Source organism: Streptomyces antimicrobicus, from assembly GCF_020532625.1.
Taxonomy (GTDB): domain Bacteria; phylum Actinomycetota; class Actinomycetes; order Streptomycetales; family Streptomycetaceae; genus Streptomyces; species Streptomyces antimicrobicus.
The window spans coordinates 83,385-101,244 of sequence record NZ_JAJAUY010000005.1; the positions used below are offsets into that span (position 1 = coordinate 83,385).

18 protein-coding genes and 1 pseudogene are annotated in these 17,860 nt (G+C 72.1%); 12 read left to right on the top strand and 7 right to left on the bottom strand.

Features of this window, described 5'->3' with window-relative positions; translation table 11 throughout:
- Positions 1-251 precede the first annotated feature (251 nt).
- A pseudogene (locus LG632_RS02535) lies at positions 252-523 on the bottom strand (type I glyceraldehyde-3-phosphate dehydrogenase); the annotation flags it as partial.
- A gap of 259 nt (positions 524-782) precedes the next feature.
- Between LG632_RS02535 and LG632_RS02540 the strand changes: the two are divergent.
- The 3 genes from LG632_RS02540 (at position 783) to LG632_RS02550 (ending at position 3,538) form a co-directional block, all read left to right on the top strand.
- Positions 783-1,499, top strand: coding sequence for a CBS domain-containing protein (locus LG632_RS02540; RefSeq protein WP_226724670.1), 717 nt, complete (start codon positions 783-785; stop codon positions 1,497-1,499).
- Positions 1,500-1,667: 168 nt separating this feature from the next.
- On the top strand, positions 1,668-2,459 hold the full coding sequence (locus LG632_RS02545) for a sigma 54 modulation/S30EA ribosomal C-terminal domain-containing protein (protein WP_226724672.1): 792 nt from the start codon (positions 1,668-1,670) through the stop codon (positions 2,457-2,459).
- Between the two features lie 152 nt (positions 2,460-2,611).
- The gene (locus tag LG632_RS02550; RefSeq protein WP_226724674.1) at positions 2,612-3,538 is read left to right on the top strand and encodes a universal stress protein; all 927 of its coding nucleotides are present in this window, start codon (positions 2,612-2,614) and stop codon (positions 3,536-3,538) included.
- Positions 3,539-4,009: 471 nt separating this feature from the next.
- Here the strand turns inward: LG632_RS02550 and LG632_RS02555 are convergent, their stop codons facing one another.
- From LG632_RS02555 to LG632_RS02570, 4 genes are all read right to left on the bottom strand, one after another.
- Positions 4,010-5,533 (bottom strand): YfcC family protein, encoded by a 1,524-nt coding sequence (locus tag LG632_RS02555; RefSeq protein WP_226724677.1) that lies wholly within the window; start codon positions 5,531-5,533, stop codon positions 4,010-4,012.
- The gene (locus LG632_RS02560) at positions 5,530-6,483 is read right to left on the bottom strand and encodes a carbamate kinase (protein WP_226724678.1); all 954 of its coding nucleotides are present in this window, start codon (positions 6,481-6,483) and stop codon (positions 5,530-5,532) included. Before LG632_RS02560 ends, LG632_RS02555 begins: the two co-directional genes overlap by 4 nt.
- 32 nt (positions 6,484-6,515) lie before the next feature.
- A complete protein-coding gene (gene argF / locus LG632_RS02565) occupies positions 6,516-7,517 on the bottom strand; it encodes an ornithine carbamoyltransferase (RefSeq protein WP_226724681.1) in 1,002 nt (333 codons plus the stop codon).
- 68 nt (positions 7,518-7,585) lie between these two features.
- Positions 7,586-8,809 carry an arginine deiminase gene (locus tag LG632_RS02570; RefSeq protein WP_226724683.1) on the bottom strand — a complete coding sequence of 408 codons (1,224 nt, stop codon included), beginning with the start codon at positions 8,807-8,809 and terminating at the stop codon, positions 7,586-7,588.
- 318 nt (positions 8,810-9,127) lie between these two features.
- Here LG632_RS02570 and rpmF point away from each other — a divergent pair, with 318 nt between their 5' ends.
- Positions 9,128-9,298, top strand: coding sequence for a 50S ribosomal protein L32 (gene rpmF, locus LG632_RS02575; RefSeq protein WP_226724685.1), 171 nt, complete (start codon positions 9,128-9,130; stop codon positions 9,296-9,298).
- Positions 9,299-9,302: 4 nt separating this feature from the next.
- Positions 9,303-10,475 carry a GTP-binding protein gene (locus LG632_RS02580; RefSeq protein ID WP_226724687.1) on the top strand — a complete coding sequence of 391 codons (1,173 nt, stop codon included), beginning with the start codon at positions 9,303-9,305 and terminating at the stop codon, positions 10,473-10,475.
- 170 nt (positions 10,476-10,645) lie between these two features.
- Here the strand turns inward: LG632_RS02580 and LG632_RS02585 are convergent, their stop codons facing one another.
- Complete coding sequence (locus LG632_RS02585; protein WP_226724689.1) at positions 10,646-11,611, bottom strand: pirin family protein; 966 nt, start codon at positions 11,609-11,611, stop codon at positions 10,646-10,648.
- Between the two features lie 73 nt (positions 11,612-11,684).
- Here LG632_RS02585 and LG632_RS02590 point away from each other — a divergent pair, with 73 nt between their 5' ends.
- The 6 genes from LG632_RS02590 (at position 11,685) to LG632_RS02615 (ending at position 16,062) form a co-directional block, all read left to right on the top strand.
- Positions 11,685-12,038, top strand: a complete 354-nt coding sequence (locus tag LG632_RS02590) for a tetratricopeptide repeat protein (RefSeq protein WP_226724691.1) — start codon at positions 11,685-11,687, stop codon at positions 12,036-12,038.
- A gap of 84 nt (positions 12,039-12,122) precedes the next feature.
- On the top strand, positions 12,123-13,379 hold the full coding sequence (locus tag LG632_RS02595; RefSeq protein ID WP_226724716.1) for a methyltransferase: 1,257 nt from the start codon (positions 12,123-12,125) through the stop codon (positions 13,377-13,379).
- Positions 13,380-13,389: 10 nt separating this feature from the next.
- The gene (locus LG632_RS02600; protein ID WP_308107813.1) at positions 13,390-14,220 is read left to right on the top strand and encodes a MerR family transcriptional regulator; all 831 of its coding nucleotides are present in this window, start codon (positions 13,390-13,392) and stop codon (positions 14,218-14,220) included.
- Between the two features lie 191 nt (positions 14,221-14,411).
- Complete coding sequence (locus tag LG632_RS02605; protein WP_226724693.1) at positions 14,412-14,993, top strand: DUF6230 family protein; 582 nt, start codon at positions 14,412-14,414, stop codon at positions 14,991-14,993.
- Positions 14,984-15,412, top strand: coding sequence for a DUF6114 domain-containing protein (locus LG632_RS02610; RefSeq protein WP_226724695.1), 429 nt, complete (start codon positions 14,984-14,986; stop codon positions 15,410-15,412). Before LG632_RS02605 ends, LG632_RS02610 begins: the two co-directional genes overlap by 10 nt.
- On the top strand, positions 15,409-16,062 hold the full coding sequence (locus LG632_RS02615) for a hypothetical protein (RefSeq protein ID WP_226724697.1): 654 nt from the start codon (positions 15,409-15,411) through the stop codon (positions 16,060-16,062). The genes LG632_RS02610 and LG632_RS02615 overlap by 4 nt, the downstream gene beginning before the upstream one ends.
- On the opposite strand, the gene LG632_RS02620 is transcribed toward LG632_RS02615, so the two are convergent.
- Entirely contained in the window at positions 16,052-16,852 is an 801-nt protein-coding gene (locus tag LG632_RS02620; protein ID WP_226724700.1) for a metallophosphoesterase, read from the bottom strand. The genes LG632_RS02615 and LG632_RS02620 overlap by 11 nt on opposite strands.
- Positions 16,853-17,023: 171 nt before the next feature.
- On the opposite strand from LG632_RS02620, the gene LG632_RS02625 reads away from it, so the two are divergent.
- Positions 17,024-17,860 (top strand): serine/threonine-protein kinase (locus LG632_RS02625; protein WP_226724702.1); only part of this gene is annotated, 837 nt, incomplete at its 3' end.

Below are 17,860 nucleotides of genomic sequence, written 5' to 3' on the forward strand. Positions count from 1 at the left end.
CACAGCCTTGTGCGGGAGGCGCCCTGGGCGAAGGTCCCGAAGGTCCCGAAGGTCCCGGAGAGGGGCCCGAGGGTCTTCGGGGCCTCCTGGTCAGGCGTTCCTTCGGTCCCACTCGGGGGCGACCCTGGTCCGTTCCCGGCCCCACCGGGCAGCGCGGCGCCGTTCGCGGTGCCGTCGCACGAGCTGGTGCGCGGCGAGCACCAGTGCCACCGCGCCGCCCGGAGGCGCACCGATGACGGCCTGGGTCAGGGGGCGTCCACGACGCAGGAGGCGGGGCCGCCGACGATGTCGCGCGAGACGATCGGGGCGGGCTCACGCGCAGGATCCCCTCCAGTGGTCCTTCCGCGGCTTCGAGGAAGGCGTGGCTGACGTCCTCCGCGGCCGCCGGCTGCTCCGGGACGAGGGTGAGGTCCGTCAGCGAACCGTCCTCGACCGGCACGCGCACGGCGCCGCCGTCCGGTGTGCCGGCGAGCTGGCGATTCGTGGTCGTGCTCGACGGGGCGGCCGAGCGGTGGGCCGAACGGCCCGCGATACAGGTCCTGACCGGTTCTGTCCGCTCCCGGCGCCTCGCACCACTCTGGAAGCGGCGACGAACAAGAGGAGCGGGCGGTGAAGGCAGCAGTCTCGACGGCCGGGTCGGGGCACGCATCGTCTTCGACATGTGAAGTTCCCGGCCTCCCGCGAAGTGGACGCCCTCGCATCCGCGCCCCGAGACCCGTCTCCCCGCTGCTGGGGGCGAAGACCGCGGCGCCGTGGGCAGCGGGCAAGAGCTGATCAGGCGAATGGAGATGAGAACCGTGGTGAAGCACCGGACGGTGGGCGAAGTGATGACCGGCGAAGTGGTCCGGGCACGCCCCGACACCCCCTTCAAGGAGCTGGCCCGCCTGCTTGCTTCCCACCGCATCAGCGGTCTGCCGGTGGTGGACGACGACGACAAGGTCATGGGCGTGGTCTCGCGGACCGACCTCACCCGGCGACAGGCGGGGCACGGCCGAACCGGGTCGGGCCGGGACCGCGTGCTGCGGGCCCTGAGGCGGATCGCGCACGCGCGACCCACCGCAGGACCGGCTCTGACGGCCGGCGGGCTGATGACCAGTCCCGCGGTCACCGTGCATCCCGAACAGCGCGTGGTCGACGCGGCCCGCATCATGGAACGCCGCCACATCGACCGGCTGCCCGTGGTGGACGAGGAGGACCGTCTCATCGGCATCACCACACGCCGCGACCTCCTGCGTGTCTTCCTGCGCACCGACGAGGAGATCCGCGAAGCCGTGGCCGGCGTCGTGCACCCCCGCGGTCCCGCGCACGGCGCCAGCAGGCTTCGCATCGGTGTGCGGGACGGGATCGTCACCCTCGCGGGCGTCGCCGGACCGGAGATCGACACCACGGCTCTGGTCCGGGCCGCCTGGCGGGTCGACGGCGTCGTCGGCGTGGTCAACCGGCTGACGGCCGACAGGCGAGACGACTCGCACGTACCTCACGTGCCCCCGCCTCCTTGAGGATGTCCGGGAGCCGGGCGGAAAGCCCCGAACGGCCCTTCGCGGAGGCCCGTACGTCCCGGATGGACGGGCGGTGAAGGGACCGGTCGCCCCCCGGCGACGGCCCCGTCGGCTCTGCCGGAAACAGTCGGCGCCGGACAGGCTGAGAGCGACCGAGGAGGAGTTCCCATGAGCGGTCTCAAGACCAGCCCGGCAGTCGACGTCCAGGTCCGCAGTCGAGGACAGGTGCCCCGAGGCGCGGCCGCCTACGCACGGGGGAAGGTGCTCGCCACCCTCGACCACGTGAGCGAGCCGGTGCTGGCCGCCCAGGTGAAGCTCACCCAGGCGGTCCATCGCTCGGCGGCCCGCCCCGCCACGGCCCAGGCCGTGGTCGATGTGAGCGGTCGGCCGGTACGTGCCCACGTGGCCGCGAGCACCATGTTCGAAGCGGTCGACCTTCTGCAGGAGCGTCTGACCGTGCGGCTGGCCCGGGCACGGCGGTACGGGCCGCGCGGGTCTTCCGGCACCGTCCAGGAGGCGTGGCGGGACGGCGCGAGCCACGAGCACCGCCCGCACCGTCAGCACCTGCCGGCCGAGGAGCGCCGCATCGAGCGGTGCAAGTCGTTCAGCCAGACCCGGCAGACGCCCGAGGACGCCGTGATCGACCTGGAGGCCATGGACTACGACTTCTGGGTCTTCACGGACCTGATCTCGGGGTACGACAGCGTGGTCTACCGCGACGTCCGCACCGGCCGCCACCGCCTGGCATCGCTGGGGCCCGTGGGCCAGGAGCGCGAGGCCGAGGGGCTGCTGAGCGTGAGCACGGTCCCCGTGCCCGTGAGCACGGTGCCCGAGGCCGTTCAGCGGCTGAACCTCACCGGACTGCCGTTCGTCTTCTTCGCCGACACGGCCACCGGTCGGGGCAGGGTGCTCTACCACCGCTACGACGGCCATTACGGGCTGATCACCCCGGCCCGGTAAGGAGCGGCCGGCCTGTTCGCCGCAGACGAGTGCCGCGCCCAGGCGGAGGGGCCCGGCCTTCCCCTGGTCCCGGCCACTTCCCGTGGTCCCGGCCACTTCCCCTGGTCCCGGCCACTTCCCCGACGGAAACGTCCCCTTGCACGGAGGATTCCATGTCACGAGGTACCGTCATCGCCGCTGTGGACGGCTCGGTCGAGTCGCAGGCTGCCGCGCGGTGGGCTGCCCGAGAGGCGCTACTGCGGGATCTGCCCCTGCACATCGTCCATGCCTGGCAGGACTGGTCGCCGGCGTTCGCCCACGCCCCGTTCACGGGTGCGGACACCGCCCCCGGCGAAAAGACCATCACCCCGCACGGGGCCGAGCGCATCCCGCGTGAGACGGCCGAGCGGGTGCGAGAGGATCATCCCGGTCTGCACGTCAGCGTCGAGCAGGTCTTCGGCCGTCCCGTCGAGGTGCTGCTCGCCGCGGCGAACAAGGCGGAGGTCCTGGTTCTGGGTTCGCGAGGGCTGGGCGCCCTGGGTGGCCTGCTGGCCGGATCGGTGTCCTTGCCCGTCGTCGCGCATGCCGAGTGCCCGGTCGTCGTCGTGCGGGCCGGCGACCGGGCCGAGGAGGAGAAGCAGCCTGTGGACGGCCCGATCGACCGGGCGCGGTACCTCGATGTGGTGCTGGGGCTCGACCTCACCCGGCCGTGCGACGAGCTGATCGAATTCGCCTTCTCCTCCGCCGTCGCACGCGGGGCCGCCCTGAGGGTCGTCCACGGGTGGGACGTACCGATCGTCTTCGGACACGACCCCGAAGCCGTCGATCCCGGACACGGCGTCGCGATGGGACTGCGTGAAGCAAGCGTGCTCACCGACGTGCTGCGGCCGTGGCGGGGCAAGTTCCCGGAGGTCGACGTCAAGGAGCAGTGTGTGGTGGGCGGGGCGGCCGACCACCTCGTGGACGCCTCGAAGGACGCCTCACTGCTGGTCGTGGGACGGCGTGTACGCCGCGCGGCGATCGGCCCGCGCATCGGCCCGATCACGCACGCGGTGCTGCACCGTGCTGCGGCGCCTGTGGCGGTGGTGCGGCACCTGTGACCGTCGCTCGTGGTCGGCACGACCTCGCTGGAGCCTGCCGGGGCCCGGTGCGGCCGCTTCCCTTCCGGGGGAAGCGGCCGCACCGGGCCCCGGTCGTTGCGAGGGTGCGGTAGCGCGGCGGCTGAGGCCGAAGCGCTGGGGTCGAGCCTTCGGCCCGGGCCATCCGCAACGCGCTCCGCCCGCATCGCAGGAACGGCAGCGCCGGCCCCGCCGGGCCGAACCGCGGCCGACCAGAACGGCATCACGACGACGACAGCCCCGACGCCGGTCGCGGCGCCGAGACTGTCACCGCACCGGTCCCGCCGGAGGAGGACGTCGGAGCGGCGAACACGAGTACGGCGCCGATCCCGATCGATGTGACGGCTCCGACGGCCGTCCGGCACAGCCACCAGGCCCGTACCGCGGCAGGCACGGTGGTGGGCCGGCGGGCCGAGTGCATCGGTCCGCCGGCCGGGGACATCAGAACCGCACTCAACTCACGGCCGCGTCGAACGCCAGGAAGCCGGCGACCGCCACCAGCAGCATGCCCATGAGGGGTGCCATGAAGCGCAGGTACTGGTCGTAGCGGACCTTGGCCAGGGCGAGGCCGCCCATGACGACCGCGGAGGTGGGGGTGATGAGGTTCACCCATCCCGAGGCGGACTGGTAGGCGGTGACCACCAGGGCCCGGCTGACTCCCGCGAAGTCGGCCAGTGGCGCCAGGATGGGCATGGCGAGGGCCGCGTGGCCGGAGGAGGAGGGGACGAAGAACGCCAGGGGGAGGTTCACCCCGAACATCAGGACGGCGAACGCGCTGGAGGACGTGCCGGACACCGCCTCGTGCAGGGCGTCGAGGATGGTGTCGGTGACGCGGGCGTTGTTCATGATGACGGTGACGCCCCTGGCCAGCATGACGATCATCGCCGCGCCGATGAAGTCTCCTGCTCCGGCGGTGACGGCTTCCACGGTGCCCTTTTCACGTAGTCCTCCGAGCAGCCCGACAAGGATGGCCGCGACGATGAACAGGGCGGCGAGTTCGGGGAAGTACCAGCCGAGTGTGGGCAGGAAGGTGATGTGGAGATCGGCCCAGGGGACCACGGCGAAGATCATGAAGAGGAAGGTGGCCGCGAAGAGGCCGAGGACGATGCGCTGACGACTGGTCAGGTCCGCCTGTCCGCCGCTCTCGGCCTGGAGACGGTGGTCGTCCTCGGTGAGCGGTGTCAGGGAGCGGGTGGGGTCGGCTGTGATGCGGCGGGCGTAGCGCAGCACGTACGCGGCTGCCAGGGCCGTCAGGCAGGCCCACATCGTCAGACGGAGCAGGATGCCGTCTCCGGTGCCGATGCCGGCGCTGTCGGAGGCCACTCCGGTGGCGAAGGGGTTCACGGTGGAGGCGAGGGTGCCGACTCCGGCGCCGACCATGACGACGGTCGCGGCGACCATGCGGTCGTAGCCGAGGCCGAGCATCAGGGGGATCATGAGGCCGTAGAAGCCGAGCGTTTCCTCCGCCATGCCGTAGGTGGTGCCGCCGAGGGAGAACACCGCCATGAGGACGACGAGCAGTACGGCCCGGTGGTGCCGGAGGCGTTGGGCGAGGCGGGCCACTCCGGCGGTGAGGGCGCCGGTGCGCATGGTGACGGTGATGAATGCGCCCACGGCCAGGATGAAGAGGAACACTCCGGCGGCGCCCGCGAAGGTGCCGGTGGCCCCGGGTGCGGTGAGACCGCTCTGGGTGTCGGTGACGCCGTACAGGCCGTTGACCGGTGAGAGGAACAGGTCCCCCAGCCGCTCCCGGAAGCCGGTGGTCACCTCCACCGGCCGGTAGGTGCCGGGGACGGGGCTGCCGTCCTTGGTGTCGTAGCGGCCGGCGGGGACCACGAAGGTCAGGGCCCAGACCGCGACGGTGACCGCTATGAGGACGGTGAACGCGGAGGGGAAGGTGAAACGCCGTTTCGCGGGCGCGGTGCCGGCATTGTCGGCGGCGGGCTCGGGGGCGACGGGGGGTGTGTCGAGGCTCATGTCAGGTCCTCATGCGCGTCGGGGCGGCGGTGGAGGTCGCGGCCGGTGGGTGTGACGACGGTGCCGGCGGTCCCGTGGAGGATGGCGCGGGCGTCTCGGAGGGCGCCGATGGCGGCGGTGCCGCCGGTGAGTTCCACGAACCGGCACACGGCGTCGACCTTGGGGCCCATCGATCCCGCCGGGAAGCTCAGGGCTCGGAGCGCTGCCGGGGTGGTCCGTCCGATGGGTTCTGCGTCGGGGGTGCCGTAGTGGAGCGAGACGTGCGGGACGTCGGTGAGCAGCAGCAGGGCGTCGGCGTCCAGCGCCTCGGCCAGCAAGGCCGCGGTGAGGTCCTTGTCCACCACCGCTTCGACGCCGGTCAGCTGACCCTGCTCGTCACGGATGACCGGTACACCGCCGCCCCCCGCGCACACGGCCACCGCTCCCGATGCGAGCAGCAGCCGGATCAGCCGGGTCTCCACGACCCTCTGGGGGCGGGGCGAGGGCACGACGCGCCGCCAGTGCATGCCGTCCTGTTTGACCGTCCAGCCCCGCTTCGCGGCCAGGCGTTCGGCTTCCTCCTGGTCGTAGACGGGGCCGACGAATTTGGCCGGGTCGGTGAAGGCGGGGTCGGCGGCGGAGACCAGGGTCTGGTTGAGCAGGGCGCACACCTGGCGGCCTGGCAGGGCGTTCTGCAGGCACTGCAGGAGCCAGTAGCCGATCATGCCCTGGGTCTCCGCGCCCAGGACGTCGAAGGGGTAGGGGTCGCTCAGGGACGGGTCGGCGGCGCTTTCCAGGGCGAGGACGCCGACCTGGGGGCCGTTGCCGTGGGTGATGACCAGCTCGTGCTCGTGGGCGAGCGGGGCGAGGGCCGCCACGGCGGCGCGGACGTTGGCGAGTTGCACGGCGGCGTCCGGCCGCTCCTCGCGGCGGAGCAGGGCGTTGCCACCCAGGGCGACGACGACACGCATGAGTGTTCTCCAGGGGCGGGGGCGGGCGGGGTTCAGTCGGCGAGGGTGGCGACCAGGACCGCCTTGATGGTGTGGAGCCGGTTCTCGGCCTGGTCGAACACGATGGAGTGGAAGGACTCGAAGACCTCGTCGGTGACTTCCAGCGCGGTCATGCCGGTGCGGGCGGCGATCTTCGCGCCGACGGTGGTGTCACTGTTGTGGAAGGCGGGAAGGCAGTGCATGAACTTCACCCGCGGGTTCCCGGTCGCCCGAAGGACGGCGGAGGTCACCTGGTAGGGCTTGAGCAGAGCAATGCGCTCGTCCCACAGCTCGGGCGGCTCCCCCATCGACAGCCAGACGTCGGTGTAGACGAAGTCCACCCCTGCCACGCCCTCGGCCACGTCCTCGGTGAGCGTGATCCGCGCACCGGTGCCGGCCGCCACCTTGCGTGCCTCCTCGACCACGTCGGGGGCGTTGTGCAGGGCGCTGGGGCCGATCATGCGTACGTCCATGCCGAGCATCGCCGCGGTGATCAGCAGCGAGTTGCCGACGTTGTTCCGGGCGTCCCCCAGGTAGGCGAAGGACACCTGGTGCAGCGGCTTGTCGGTGTGCTCCCCCATGGTGAGCACGTCGGCGAGGGACTGGGTGGGGTGCCACTGGTCGGTCAGCCCGTTCCACACCGGAACGCCGGCGTACTGGGCCAGTTCCTCCACCAGCCGCTGGTCGCTGCCCCGGTACTCGATGCCGTCGTAATAGCGGCCGAGCACCCGGGCGGTGTCCTTGACCGATTCCTTGTGACCGAGCTGCGAGCCGACGGGATCGAGGTAGGTCACGTGGGCGCCCTGCTGATGGGCGGCCACTTCGAACGCGCAGCGGGTTCGGGTCGAGGTCTTCTCGAAGATGACGGCGATGTTCTTGCCGCGCAACCGCTGCTCCTCGCATCCGCTGCGGCGGGCGGCCTTGATCTGTGCGGACAGTTCCAGCAGGTGGCGGAACTCCTCCGGGGTGAAGTCGAGTTCCTTGAGGAAGGTGCGGTGGCTCAGGTCGACGGACATGCTCTGGCTCCTTGGGGCATGCGGGGCGGTGCGGAAGAGGCGGGGTGACCGACCGGAGGCGGGGCGCGTCAGGCGGCTTCTCGCTCGATGGGGCAGCTCATGCATCGCGGGCCGCCACGGCCCCGGCCGAGCTCACTGCCCCGCACGGTGATGACCTCGATGCCGTTCTTGCGCAGGTAGGTGTTGGTGGTGACGTTGCGCTCGTAGGCGACAACCACTCCTGGCTCCACGGCCAGCACGTTGCAGCCGTCGTCCCACTGCTCCCGCTCGGCGGACCGCACGTCCTGGCTCGGTGTGAGCACGTTGACGGAGGGCAGCCCGAGGGCGTCCGCGATGGCCTGGTCCATGTGCTCGGGCGCGTGGTCCGTGATCTTCAGACCCTGCCCGCCCGTCCCGGGTTCGATCGTCGAGGTCGGCAGCATGCCCAGGCCGGCGTAACGGGTGAAGGTGTCACCGCTGACCATCGTCATCACGGTGTCCAGGTGCATGAAACTGCGGCGCTTGGGCATGTTGATCGCCACCACCCGCCGGGCGGAGCCCGCGGTGAACATCCGCAGCGCCAGGTTCTCCACGGCCTGCGGGGTGGTGCGCTCACTCATGCCAACGAGTACGGCACCGTTGCCGATGACGAGGACGTCACCGCCCTCGATGGTGGCCGGGTACGCTCCTTCCCCGTCGGTCCACCGGTGGAACTCGCCCTTGTCGAAGAGCGGGTGGTGGCGGTAGACGGCCTCGAAGTGGACCGTCTCCCGGCGGCGGGCCCGCTTGCTCATCGGGTTGACGCTCACCCCGTCGTACGCCCAGCACGATGTGTCGCGCGTGAACAGGTGGTTGGGCAACGGCGCGAGCAGGAAGTCGTCCGGCGCCATGGCATGGAGGCGGACACTCGGTATGGTCCCGAGGTGCTGCTGCAGCTCGCCCTTGGTGACCCCGCCGATGAGGCACGCGGTAAGTGCTGTCGGCTCCAAGGAGTCGAAATGCGCACGGAACCGGTCGCCGGCCAGGGCCCCGAACTCCCGCTCGTCGAAAACCCTGTCCATGATCAGCTGCCGAGCGGCAGGCAGTGCCAGCGTCTCGGTCAACAGGTCCGCGAAGAGGTGGACACGCACTCCACGGTCGCGCAGCGTGTCGGCGAAGGCGTCGTGCTCCTCACGGGCACGCTTGACCCAGAGCACGTCGTCGAAGAGGAGCGCGTCCTTGTTCGTGGGAGTGAGTCGCTTCAGTTCCAGGTCCGGCCGGTGCAGGATGACCTGCTTCAGGCGGCCGGTCTCGGAATCGACGTGAAAAGACATGGGACCCCCGTGAGGTCGGTTTCGAAGTGCCGCGCACGCACGGCACCTGACGCGCTCCCCGGCCTCTGCACGAGGTCCGGGGAGCACTTGAACCCTGTCACCGGCGCCCGTCGGAACCGGGCGGCAACAGTCCTCGGCGGCAGGTCGTGCGGTACCCGGCGGCGGGGGCCCATTCGGACGGGACGCAGGGCCTTTCGGCTCTGGGCGCTGCCCGGCGTCGGCTGCGGCAGACCGGTCAGGCACCCGCTACAAATTGATAATGGCATCCATTTTCATGTAGCCTCTCCATGTCAGCCACCCCACCCGAGGAGTCCCACGATGGCCGTCCCCAAGCGGAAGATGTCCCGCAGCAACACCCGCCACCGCCGCGCCCAGTGGAAGGCGACCACACCCCAGCTGGTGCCGATCACCGTCGACGGCTCCGTCTACCAGGTCCCCCAGCGCCTGGTGAAGGCGTACGAGCGCGGTCTCGTCCGCCCCGAGGGCTGAGCTCGTGACCTCGCACGACCGCCTGCCGGTGACGGTGCTGTCCGGATTCCTCGGCGCGGGAAAGACCACTGTGCTCAACCACGTGCTCGGCAACCGCGAGGGCCTGCGGGTCGCGGTGATCGTCAACGACATGAGCGAGGTCAACATCGACGCCGCGCTGGTACGCGGTGGTCAGGCGGCGCTCTCACGCACCGACGAGCGGCTGGTCGAGATGACCAACGGGTGCATCTGCTGCACCCTGCGCGACGACCTGCTGGAGGAGGTCGACCGGCTCGCCCGCGAAGGCCGCTTCGACTACCTGCTCATCGAGTCCAGTGGCATCTCCGAGCCCATGCCGGTCGCCGCCACCTTCTCCTTCCCCCGGGACGACGGCGCCACCCTCGGCGACCTCGCCCGCCTCGACACCATGGTCACCGTCGTCGACGCCGCGAACTTCCTGCGCGAGCTCGAAGGCGGAGACGAACTTGCCGCACGTGGACTGGCCGCCTACGAGGACGACGAGCGCACCATCAGCGACCTGCTCATCGACCAGGTCGAGTTCGCCGACGTCATCGTCCTCAACAAGCTGGACCTGGTGAAGCCTGACCCGGCCCGGCGCCTACGGGCTGCGCTGACCCGGCTGAACCCCGCCGCCCGCATCGTGCCCGCCGTGCACGGGCAGACAGCCCTCGACCACATCCTGGGCACCGGCCTGTTCGACGTGGAGAAGGCACAGCAGGCGCCCGGCTGGGTCCAGGAGCTCAACGGTGACCACATCCCGGAGACCGAGGAGTACGGCATCTCCTCGGTCGTCTTCCGTGCCGACAGGGCCTTCCATCCGGGCAGGCTGTGGACGTTCGTGACCAAGGGTCTCGACAGCGGCACCTTCGGGCGGATCCTGCGCTCCAAGGGCTTCTTCCGGCTCGCCAGTCGCCCCCGCGTGACCGGCCTGTGGTCCCAGGCCGGCGCCGTCGCGCGCTTCGAACCCTCCGGCACCCGCGGCCCCGACACCACCCAGGGCCAGGAGCTGGTCTTCATCGGCACCGGCCTGCGCGGCGAAGCCCTCCTGGCGGCACTGGAAGCCTGCCTGCTCGCCCCGGGCGAAAGCGCACCCGAGGAGGACGAGTTCCCCGCCTGGGAGACGTACGGAACCGACGACGCCTGCGACATCCACGAACACGCTGCAGAGGCAGCCTGAGACTCCGGGCTGGGCGGTGGTCGCAGCCACGGCACCGCCCGGCCCGGTCGTGCAAGGAGGTCACCGTCTCCCCAGCGGCTCTCGGCCCCTTCGCCGAGCCGGTCCTCGCGCGCGTGCCGGAACCGCCGCTCCATGCCGCGGGTCCCTGATCGGCGAACTCCTTCCGCAGTTCAGCGGACCCTGCCTCGCGGCTTCAGGTGCGTCGGGGGCAGGGCCGGGGCCGGGATCGGAGGGCCGGCGTAGCCCTTGACCTCGCCGAAGCGGGTGCCGTTCGTCCAGTCCTCGCGGGCCTGGGCGATCTCCTCGTGGGAGCGGCCGATCCAGTTCCAGAACATGACGATCTCCTCCTCGAACGGTTCGCCGCCCAGCAGCATCAAGGAGGCGTCCGACGAGGCGCGCAAGGGGAGGGACGTGCGGCCGCAGCCCAGGTAGAGCATCGAGCCGGGCAGGAGCGGGACCTCGTCCACGTGGGCCTCGCCGGACATCGACAGGACCGCGTACTCGAAGTCCGGGTCGAGGGGGAGGCGGGCCTCGGCCCCGGCGGCGAGGGTGAGGTCGGCGCCGACGATCGGGGTGTACGTCGTGCCCGGGGAGGTGGCTCCGTCGAGCGAGCCGAGGATCAAGGTCGCGTCGAGGCCGGGCGCGGTGACGTGCGGGAGCTCGGCGTGGTGCTGGAAGTGCGGGTCGACGTGGCGGTGGGCGTCGGGGAGGGCGACCCACAGCTGGGCCCCGTGCAGGAAGCGGGCGTGGTCGCGGGGGCTCTCCTCGGAGTGGCTGATGCCCCGGCCGGAGGTCATCAGGCCCAGCTCGCGCGGGCGCACCACCTGAAGGCTGCCGACGCTGTCGCGGTGGAGCACCTCGCCCTCGTGCAGCCAGCTGACGGTCTGCAGGCCCTGGTGGGGGTGGGGGGCCACCTGCATGCCGGGCTCGTCGGCGATGTCGTCGGGACCGTAGTGGTCGACGAAGCACCAGGCGCCGACCATCCGCCGGCCCAGGTTCGGCAGCAGCCGGCGGACCTCGGTGCTCTCGCCGAGCTTGACCTGGCGGGGGCTGAGGAGTTCGCGGACCGGTTCGGCGACGACGAAACCGCGTCCGCCGCAGGTGGAGAGCGCGGGCTGGCGATCGAGATTGCTCATGGTCACAACCTAGCCGGGTCGTGCGGTCCCGTTCGACGGAATGTCGAGGCCCGTGCGGAGTGTTGCAGGGACCATGAACACCCCGAGCGCCTACTACGAGCACGGTACGGCCGCCGAGCGCTGGGCGCGCGCCCAGCTCTTCTTCGACGCGAAGGAGTACGCCCCGGCCGCCCTGGTCCTCACCTCCCTCGCCGCCGAGGTGCCCGAGCAGCTGGCACCCCGGCTGCTGCTGGCCCGCGCCTTCTACCACTCCGCCCAGCTGACGCGGGCCGAGCGCGAACTGCGCGCGATCCTGGAACGCTGGCCGGTGGAGGACTACGCGCAGCTGCTGCTCGGTCGCACCCTGGAGCGGCAGGGCCGGGCCGCCGAGGCGGCGCCGTACCTGCGGATCGCCGCGGCGATGGCCGGGGAGTTCCCCGAGGGCTGATCCCCCGCCCCCGCCTCCCTCGGCCTCCGGTCGGCGGCCGGGGGCCGGCCGCCGACCGGATAGCCTGGGGGCACGATGAACCGTCTGACCACGCCTTTCGGCTCCTACGAGCTCACCCGCTTCCCCGAGGACCCCCGCGACCGGCTGCGCGCCTGGGACGCCGCCGACGAGTACCTGCTGCGGCACCTGGACGCCGGCACCGGTGAGCGGGGGCCCGTGGAGCTGGCCGGGCGGCGGATCACGGTGCTCGGCGACCGCTGGGGGGCGCTGGTCACGGCGCTGGCGGGCCACCGGCCAACGCAGATCACCGACTCCTTCCTCGCCCACGAGGCCACCCGCGCGAACCTGGCCCGGGCCGGGGTCCCCGAGGGTCGCGTACGGCTGCTCACCACGCAGGACGCTCCGCCGGAGCGGATCGACGTCCTGCTGGTCCGGGTGCCCAAGAGCCTGGCGCTGCTGGAGGACCAGCTGCACCGGCTGGCGCCGCACGTCCACGCGGGCACGGTGGTCGTGGGCACCGGCATGGTCAAGGAGATCCACACCTCCACGCTGGCGCTGTTCGAGCGGATCCTCGGACCGACCCGGACCTCCCTCGCCGAGCGCAAGGCGCGGTTGATCTTCTGCACCCCGCGCGTCCCGGCGCCCGCTGCCGGGACCGACGCCGCCGCTGCCGGTACGGATGCCCGCGCCGGTGCCCGTACCGACGCCGGCGCGGGCGCAGGCGCCTCGAACCCGTGGCCGCTGACGTACACGCTCGGCGCGGACGCCGGCGCCGGGCCGGCCGAGGGGCTGACCGTGGTCAACCACGCCGGGGTCTTCTGTGCCGACCGGCTCGACATCGGCACCCGGTTCCTGCTCGGCCACCTGCCGAGCGGCACGGGTGCGCGCCGGATCGTGGACCTGGGCTGCGGCAACGGCGTCCTGGGTACGGCCGCGGCGCGGGTGAACCCGGGGGCGCAGGTCGTCTTCGCCGACGAGTCGTACCAGGCGGTGGCCTCGGCGCGGGCGACGTACGCGGCGAACGGCGGCGACGGCGGGGCCGAGTTCCTCGTCGGTGACGGGCTGGCCGGGCTGCCCGCCGGGTCGGTGGACCTGGTGCTCAACAACCCGCCGTTCCACTCCCACCAGGCGACGACCGACGCGACGGCGCTGCGCATGTTCGCGCAGGCGCGCCGGGCGTTGCGGCCGGGCGGTGAGCTGTGGGTGGTCGGCAACCGTCACCTCGGCTACCACGTGCGGCTGCGCCGCCTCTTCGGCAACTGCGAACTGGTCGCGGGCGACCCGAAGTTCGTGATCCTGCGGGCCGTCAAGGGCAGGCGGGAGCCGCGCCGCACCGCCTAGACTCCGCCGTGTGAGCAGCAGCACGGCCGAGGAAGGCGGACCCGCGGGCAGCGCCGGCGGCACCGGCACGGGGCGCTACCGCCGGGAGGAGGTGGCCCGGGCGGCCGGGGTGAAGGTGCGCAACCTGCGCTACTACCAGCAGCGGGGGCTGCTGCCGCCGCCGCGCCGCGAGGGCCGGATCGCCTGGTACTCCGACGACCACCTCGCCCGGCTGCGCCTGATCGACGACCTGCTGGGCCGGGGCTACACCGTCAACGGCATCGCCGAACTGCTCCAGGCCTGGACCGACGGCGGCGGCCTGGCCCAACTGCTGGGCCTGGAAAGGGAGATGACCCGCGACTGGGTGCCCCAGGAGGAACCGGTCACGATGTCCCTGGCCGAGCTGCGCGCACTGTTCGGCCCTGCCGGATCGGCCGAGGACACCCGGCGGGCGGCCGAGCTGGGCTACGTGCACGTCGACGGGGACAAGGTGACGCACCGCAGCCGCCGGCTGCTGGCGGCGACGGTGACGCTCGTGCGGCAGGGGGTGCCGCTGGCCGAGGTGCTGGAGACGGGCGCGTTCGTGCAGGAGCAGGCGGCACAGATCGCGGACCGGTTCGTCGGACTGTTCCGGCGGCATGTGATCGGCCCCGACGGGGTGGAGCGGCTTTCGGCCACGCGGTTGCGGGAGATCGCCGACGCGGTGGCGGCGCTGCGCCCGGTGGCCGGCGAGGTGGTGAACGCCGAGTTCGCCCGCGCGATGGCGCGCCGGGTGGACGCCGAGGCGGCCGCCCTGCTGCCTCCCGAACGGCACTCCGGACGGCGCCCCGGACGGGTGTCCTCCGACCGTACGCAGCAGTAGGAGTCGGCCGAAAAGCGGCGCTCGCGCAACCTTGCCAACCACCATTGGCACTCTTACATTCAACTCGTCGGTAACAACGGTGCACAACCGATGTATTGGGGCATCCCATGGAAGAATCCCAGTTCCGGCAAGACGATGACAGAGCCGACTTATCCGGCGCTTCCCACCCTGTCGACGGCTCCGCGGGCCGCGTGCGCTGGCGCCGGTTCGCCGTCCTGACCGTTCCGGCCGTCGCGGTCACCGCCGGGCTCGGCATCGCGCTCGCCCAGGGCGCGCTCGCCGCCTCCTTCGCCGTCTCGGGCCAGCAGTTCAAGGTGTCCGCCAAGAGCCTGACGGGCGAGGGTTTCGCCCAGTACGGCAGCGTGGACGTCAACGCCCGGGAAGAGCTGATCCCGGTGGCGGTCACCGCCATCCGCGAGGCCAAGCTGCACAGCCTCTGCCAGTCCGTCGTCACCTCGCTCCCGGTGATCGGCGACATCTCGCTCAACCTGACCGCCGGCCAGAAGAACCCGGTCGAGGCCAGCAACCTGTTCGTGGACGCCACCCAGCTCGGCGGCAACGCGGAGTTCAAGAACATCGAGATCGGACGCGACGCCTCCACGCTCGACAAGGGTCCCGCCGACGCGCAGGGCATGCAGGACCTGTTCGGGCAGCAGGCCGACTCCGTCACCATCAGCGACCTCCAGCAGACCGCGTGGGCGACGAACGCCGGCACCTTCAAGCTCTCCGGCCTCAACATGAACATCAGCAAGGGCAAGAAGGAATGCTTCTAGGCCCAGGGTTCCGCCGCTGGCGACGCAGCAGGCCGTTCTGGGGAGGGCTCCTCACCGTCCTCGCCGGGGCCGAGATCTGCGTCCTGCCGCTGGCTCCGCTGAAGATCATGCTCCAGCAGGGCGTGGCCGGCATCCCGTCCGTCCTGATGGGCGTGGTGATGATCGTGCTGGGGCTCTCCGCCTGGTTCGCTCCCCACCACCGCGCCCTCGCCGGAGTGCTCACCACTGTGATCGCCACCGCCGCGCTGGTCCTGTCCAACCTCGGCGGGTTCCTCGTCGGCACCCTGCTCGGCATCGTCGGCGGCGGCCTGATGTTCGCCTGGCAGCCCGGTACCGCCCGGGCCGGTCGCCGCTCCCCCGGCGGCGCCCTCTCCCCCACCCCCCAGCAGCACCCCGATCCCCAAGGAGCTCAGCCATGAGCCGTACGCGCACCACCCTGGCCCTCGGGCTCGCCGCAGCCGGCGCCCTGACCCTCGGCTCGGCCGCCGGGACCACCGCGGCCCCCTTACCCGCGGCCGGCTCGACGACCGTCACGCCGGCCGGCCACACGTTCCAGGCGACCCTGAGCGGGAAGGCCACCCTCAAGGCCGGTTCGGTCACCGTGACCTGCTCGGTCTCCGTGGCCACCGGCTCCGTCCCCGCCGCCCCGGGCAACCAGAACGCGGCCGGCCCGGTCTCCTCCCCGATCTCCCCGCCGACCTACAGCTCCTGCACCGCCAGCCTGCCGGGCGTCACCCCGACGGTCACCACCAGCGGCGCCTGGTCGGTGTCGATGCAGCACGGGCAGCCCACCACCGCGACCCTGACCGTCCCGGCCGGCGGGCTGGTGCTCAAGACGACCGGCCTCGCGACCTGCACGGTCACCGCCGCCCCGACCGGCGCGGCCGGGGTGCCGGGCACGTGGGCCAACGGCGCCCCGTCCAGCCTGACGTTCTCCGGCGCGTCGGTGCCGGTGAAGGTCACCGGCGGCTTCGGCTGCCCGACGAGCGCGACGACCTCCACCTTCAACGCCGTCTACTTGGTGACCGACACCACCGACCCGGCGCAGCAGATCACCGTCACGCCCTGACGCCGGCCCCCGGCCCCGCCGGCCGGCCCGCGCTCCGGTCCACGACCACCCGGTAATGGGTCGTCAGCCGCCCGTCGGCGCCGAGGACATGGAAGGCGACGGCGGGCGGCTCGTCCAGGTGCACGTAGGGGCCGGAACCGTCCGGCCGCTCCCACGGCAGCACCGTCGTCGAGACCACGCCCGGCGCGACCAGCAGCGGCCGTCCCGCGAAGGTGGTCGCGGCCGCGGTGTGGGCGTGCCCGCACAGGAAGGCCGTCAGATGCGGGTAGCGGCCGGCGAGTTCGGCCAGCCGCTCCTCGCCGAACTGCCGGATGCCGTCCACGTACGGGATGTGCAGCTCCACCGGCGGGTGGTGGAAGGCGACCAGCACAGGGGTGTCGGAGGGGGTCTCGTGCAGGACGCCCTCCAGCCAGCCGAGCGTCTCCTCCTCCAGCCGGCCCTCGTCCTTGCCGGGTACGGACGAGTCGCAGACCGCGAGGACGAAACCGGCCCCGCGCAGCACCTGGTTGACCGGCCCGGGCTCGGCCCGCCGGCCGAGGAGCCCCTCCCGGAAGGCGCCGCGTTCGTCGTGGTTGCCGGGACAGACCACCAGCGGGTGCCGGGAGGTGAGCAGCGCCCGGGCCTCGGCGTACTCCTCGGCCAGGCCGCGGTCGGCTATGTCACCGCTGACCAGCACCGCGTCGAGGTCGTACGGCAGCTCGTCGAGGTAGGCCATGACGGCCCGGGTCCGGTCGGCGGCGCGCCGGCCGGTGTCGAAGTGGACGTCGCTGAGATGGGCGATCACGATCACGTGGGGGTTCCTTCCGTGGTTCTCGCTCGGGGCGTGCGGCGGTTGCACCGTCCCGTTCTACGGGCCGCACCGCCCTGACCGGAAGAGCCACCCCGCACCCGGTGGCACGATCGGAGCCCCGCCCGGACCGGGTTGGGCGCGAGGGGGTGGCGACTCATACGATGACGCGCCATGGACACGAGTGAGGGCGGCAGACAGCCGGTCGACGGCCGCTTCGAATTGATCTCCCCGTTGGGCAGCGGGGGCATGGGCACGGTGTGGCGGGCCCGTGACATCGCCCTGCACCGCGAGGTGGCGCTCAAGGAGGTCCGCCCGCCGGACCCGGCGCTCGCCGCCGCCCACCCCGGTCTGGCCGTGCAACTGCGCGAGCGGGCCGTGCGCGAGGCCCGGGCGCTGGCCCGGCTGGCGCATCCGCACGTGGTGACGATCCACCACATCGTGGAGCCGGCGGCCGGCAGCGACGGGCACCCGTGGATCGTGATGGAACTGGTCAAGGGCGGCTCCCTGCACGACCGGCTGGCCCAGGGCCCGATGCCCGTGGCCGACGTGCTGCGGCTCGGCCTCGAAGTGCTCTCCGCGCTGCGGGCGGCGCACGCCGAGGGTGTCCTGCACCGCGACGTGAAGCCCGCCAACGTCCTGCTGCGCCCCGACGGCAGCGCCGTCCTGACCGACTTCGGGATCGCCGCCCTGCACGGTTCGGCCGATCTCACCGCCACCGGCGACCTCATCGGCTCGCCCGAGTACATCGCGCCCGAGCGGGTCCGCGGCCAGGAGGGCAACCCGTCCTCCGACCTGTGGTCGCTCGGCATGCTGCTGTACGTGGCCGCGGAGGGCGTGCACCCGCTGCGCCGGGCGACCGGGCTGGCGACGGTGGTCGCGGTCCTGGACGAGCCGATCCCGGCGCCGACGCGGTCGGGTCCGCTGGGTCCCGTCCTGGAGCGGCTGCTCGTGCGGGACCCCCTGGCGCGCCCGGACGCCGCCCTGCTGGAGCAGCTGCTGCGCGGGGCG

What these genes read in the sequence shown, in the direction of transcription:
- LG632_RS02540 (WP_226724670.1), top strand. Translation starts at nt 783, where the DNA reads ATGGAGATGAGAACCGTGGTGAAGCACCGGACGGTGGGCGAAGTGATG.
- LG632_RS02545 (WP_226724672.1), top strand. Translation starts at nt 1,668, where the DNA reads ATGAGCGGTCTCAAGACCAGCCCGGCAGTCGACGTCCAGGTCCGCAGT.
- LG632_RS02550 (WP_226724674.1), top strand. Translation starts at nt 2,612, where the DNA reads ATGTCACGAGGTACCGTCATCGCCGCTGTGGACGGCTCGGTCGAGTCG.
- LG632_RS02555 (WP_226724677.1), bottom strand. Translation starts at nt 5,533, where the DNA reads ATGAGCCTCGACACACCCCCCGTCGCCCCCGAGCCCGCCGCCGACAAT.
- LG632_RS02560 (WP_226724678.1), bottom strand. Translation starts at nt 6,483, where the DNA reads ATGCGTGTCGTCGTCGCCCTGGGTGGCAACGCCCTGCTCCGCCGCGAG.
- argF (WP_226724681.1), bottom strand. Translation starts at nt 7,517, where the DNA reads ATGTCCGTCGACCTGAGCCACCGCACCTTCCTCAAGGAACTCGACTTC.
- LG632_RS02570 (WP_226724683.1), bottom strand. Translation starts at nt 8,809, where the DNA reads ATGTCTTTTCACGTCGATTCCGAGACCGGCCGCCTGAAGCAGGTCATC.
- rpmF (WP_226724685.1), top strand. Translation starts at nt 9,128, where the DNA reads ATGGCCGTCCCCAAGCGGAAGATGTCCCGCAGCAACACCCGCCACCGC.
- LG632_RS02585 (WP_226724689.1), bottom strand. Translation starts at nt 11,611, where the DNA reads ATGAGCAATCTCGATCGCCAGCCCGCGCTCTCCACCTGCGGCGGACGC.
- LG632_RS02590 (WP_226724691.1), top strand. Translation starts at nt 11,685, where the DNA reads ATGAACACCCCGAGCGCCTACTACGAGCACGGTACGGCCGCCGAGCGC.
- LG632_RS02610 (WP_226724695.1), top strand. Translation starts at nt 14,984, where the DNA reads ATGCTTCTAGGCCCAGGGTTCCGCCGCTGGCGACGCAGCAGGCCGTTC.
- LG632_RS02615 (WP_226724697.1), top strand. Translation starts at nt 15,409, where the DNA reads ATGAGCCGTACGCGCACCACCCTGGCCCTCGGGCTCGCCGCAGCCGGC.